Origin of the sequence: Tardiphaga sp., assembly GCF_028290495.1 — a bacterium.
In the GTDB taxonomy this organism is placed as follows: domain Bacteria; phylum Pseudomonadota; class Alphaproteobacteria; order Rhizobiales; family Xanthobacteraceae; genus Tardiphaga.
Map to the genome: position 1 here is coordinate 1 of NZ_JAQGJT010000212.1, position 3,126 is coordinate 3,126.

Consider the following 3,126-nt stretch of genomic DNA (forward strand, 5'->3'; position numbering starts at 1 on the left):
TGAATGAAACCGTCTCCGACGGACTGAAGCGCGAATTCCAGGTCAACGTTCCGGCCGCCGACATCGAAGCCAAGGTCGATGCGCGCCTCGATGACATGAAGGGCAAGGTCAAGCTCAACGGCTTCCGCCCCGGCAAGGTCCCGATGGGCCACCTGAAGCGCCTGTATGGCCGCTCGGTCGCCGCCGAAACCGTCGAGGAATTGATCCGCGACACCAATTCGCAGATCTTCACCGAGCGCGGCTTCCGCCTCGCCACCGAGCCCAAGGTGACGATGCCGACCGAGCAGAAGGAAGTCGAAGACATCCTGTCCGGCAAGTCGGACCTCAATTACACTGTCGCGATCGAAGTCGTTCCCGCCATCGAACTGGCCGACTTCAAGAGCTTTTCGGTCGAGAAGCCGGTCGCTGATGTCGCCGACTCCGACGTCGACGAAGCCATCAAGCGCGTCGCCGACCAGAACCGTGCGTTCGTCGCCAAGGCCGATGGCGAGAAGGCCGCCTCCGGCGACCGTGTCACCGTCAGCTTCAAGGGCACCATCGATGGCGTCGCATTCGACGGCGGCACCGGCGAGGACATCCAGGTCCTGATCGGCTCCAACACCTTCATCCCGGGCTTCGAGGAGCAGCTGATCGGTATCGGCACCGGCGAGACCCGCACCCTGAAGGTCGAATTCCCGAAGAACTATGCCAGCGAGATGCTGGCCGGCAAGCCGGCCGAGTTCGAGACCACCGCGACCAAGATCGAATCCGGCGTCGACACCGTGATCGACGACGAGTTCGCCAAGACGCTGGGTCTGGAATCGCTCGACAAGCTCAAGGAAGCTGCCAAGGAGCGCCTGACCGCCGAATACGCCGGTGCGACCCGCCAGCGCGTCAAGCGCGTGTTGCTCGATCGTCTGGACGAGACCCATCAGTTCGGCGCGCCGCCGTCGCTGATCGAGGAAGAGTTCAAGCTGATGTGGAATTCCATCAAGCAGGAGATGGAATCCTCGGGCAAGACCTTCGCCGACGAGAACACCACCGAAGAAGCCGCGATGGAAGAATACCGCAAGATTGCTGACCGCCGCGTGCGCCTCGGCCTCGTGCTGTCGGAGATCGGCGAGAAGAACAAGATCACCGTGACTGACGACGAAGTCAGCCGCGCAGTGATCGAGCGCGCCCGCTCGATGCCGGGCCGCGAGAAGGAAGTCTGGGACTATTACCGTAACAATGCCAATGCATTGGCCCAGCTTCGTGCACCGATCTACGAGGACAAGGTGGTCGATTACATCCTTGAGCTCGCGAACGTGTCCGAGAAGAAGGTCACCCGTGAAGAGCTCTACAAGGACGAGGATGCGGACAAGTCCGCAGCCTGATCCATCGCTCAGACGCCGGCCGCGACTCGCGGTCGGCGTTAACGATACGTCCCGATACCGGCGATGGACCCCCTGCATCGCTTTGCCGTAGCCGCGCGAATCGGCTTGAACTGTTGCCTGCGGGCATCGACGGCCAGTGGTCTTGTCGCCGCCCGATTGGCCCATATCTGTGGGCTCTGATAGTTATTCCTGCATCACGGGACGTTCGTCCTATCCCGGCAAACCGTAACCGGTTCCAGTCTTGCCGATGGACGCTCGCCGCCGCCAACCTTGGGTGATCAATGCGCGATCCGGTGGAAACCTACATGAATCTGGTGCCGATGGTGGTCGAACAGACCACCCGCGGCGAACGGGCCTACGACATTTTCTCGCGTCTGCTGAAAGAGCGCATCATCTTCGTGACCGGTCCGGTCGAGGATGGCATGTCGACGTTGACCGTCGCTCAGCTTCTGTTTCTCGAAGCCGAGAATCCGAAGAAGGAAATCTCGATGTACATCAACTCGCCCGGTGGCGTGGTGACGTCGGGTCTGGCGATCTACGACACGATGCAGTTCATCCGCCCGCCGGTATCGACGCTGTGCGTCGGGCAGGCGGCTTCGATGGGCTCGCTGCTGCTCTGCGCCGGTCACAAGGACATGCGCTTCTCGCTGCCGAACTCGCGCATCATGGTGCACCAGCCGTCCGGTGGCTTCCAGGGCCAGGCGACTGACATCATGCTGCATGCCCAGGAAATCCTGAACCTGAAGAAGCGGCTTAACGAGATCTACGTTAAGCACACCGGCCAGGCCTATTCTGCGATCGAGGAAGCGCTGGAGCGCGACAAGTTCCTCACCGCCGACATGGCGAAGGACTTCGGCATCATCGACAAGGTGATCGACAAGCGCGCCGAAGAATCCACGGCGAAAGCGCCGTAGTTCACGTTTTTCTCCACCAGAACAGACGGCGCCCGCGCGCCGCCTGTTCTGACCTAACCGAGATCAGGACCATCGCCGGCAAGATCGGTAATGGGTGCCGACGGGCTTCGAAGCGCGTTCCACGTTCGTGCTCATCGCGGTGGTGGTATTCGCGCAACGGCGGGCTGAATTCACAGTCTGTTCGCGCAAACGCCGCAAATCACGCTATTGTCACGGCCTCACCGGCCGCGCCGGTTAGCGAATTCTTGATCAACGGCTGGCAGCATGGTTCGCTGATGCGGATCGAGGTTAGTATCGCGGGAAGATTCGAGTTAGCCGTGATTCGTGCGGCATTCTGCAATGGGGTCTTTTTTGGTACGGATTTTGCTCTATCTACGGATGAGTGCCGTAACAGGGCGACCGAACGAACAAGATCGAACGGCGGACGGAGAAGATAATGAGTAAGGTCGGTACCAGCGACTCCAAGAACACGCTGTATTGCTCGTTCTGCGGCAAGAGCCAGCACGAAGTTCGCAAATTGATCGCGGGTCCTACCGTCTTCATCTGCGACGAGTGCGTCGAGCTCTGCATGGACATCATTCGCGAGGAAAACAAATCCTCGCTGGTCAAGTCGCGCGACGGAATTCCGACGCCGAAGGAAATCTGCAAGGTTCTCGACGATTACGTCATCGGTCAGAGCCATGCTAAGAAGGTCCTCTCGGTCGCGGTGCATAACCACTACAAGCGCCTTAACCACCAGACCAAGCACAACGACGTCGAACTGGCGAAGTCGAACATCCTGCTGATCGGACCGACCGGTTCGGGCAAGACGCTGCTCGCGCAGACGCTCGCCCGCATCCTCGACGTGCCGTTCACGA

3 protein-coding genes are annotated in these 3,126 nt (G+C 60.3%); all 3 read left to right on the top strand.

Annotated elements, in window-relative coordinates; all coding sequences use genetic code 11:
- On the top strand, positions 1 to 1,355 hold a 1,355-nt coding region (gene tig, locus JWQ24_RS28150), incomplete at its 5' end, for a trigger factor (RefSeq protein WP_299815792.1).
- A gap of 281 nt (positions 1,356 to 1,636) precedes the next feature.
- Positions 1,637 to 2,269: an ATP-dependent Clp protease proteolytic subunit gene (locus tag JWQ24_RS28155; protein WP_299815795.1), complete on the top strand. Its 633-nt coding sequence runs from the start codon at positions 1,637 to 1,639 to the stop codon at positions 2,267 to 2,269.
- A gap of 436 nt (positions 2,270 to 2,705) precedes the next feature.
- Positions 2,706 to 3,126: ClpX C4-type zinc finger protein (locus JWQ24_RS28160; protein WP_299815798.1), on the top strand; the 421-nt coding region annotated here is incomplete at its 3' end.

Coding starts and splice junctions, on each gene's coding strand:
- JWQ24_RS28155 (WP_299815795.1), top strand. CDS start 1,637: ATGCGCGATCCGGTGGAAACCTACATGAATCTGGTGCCGATGGTGGTC.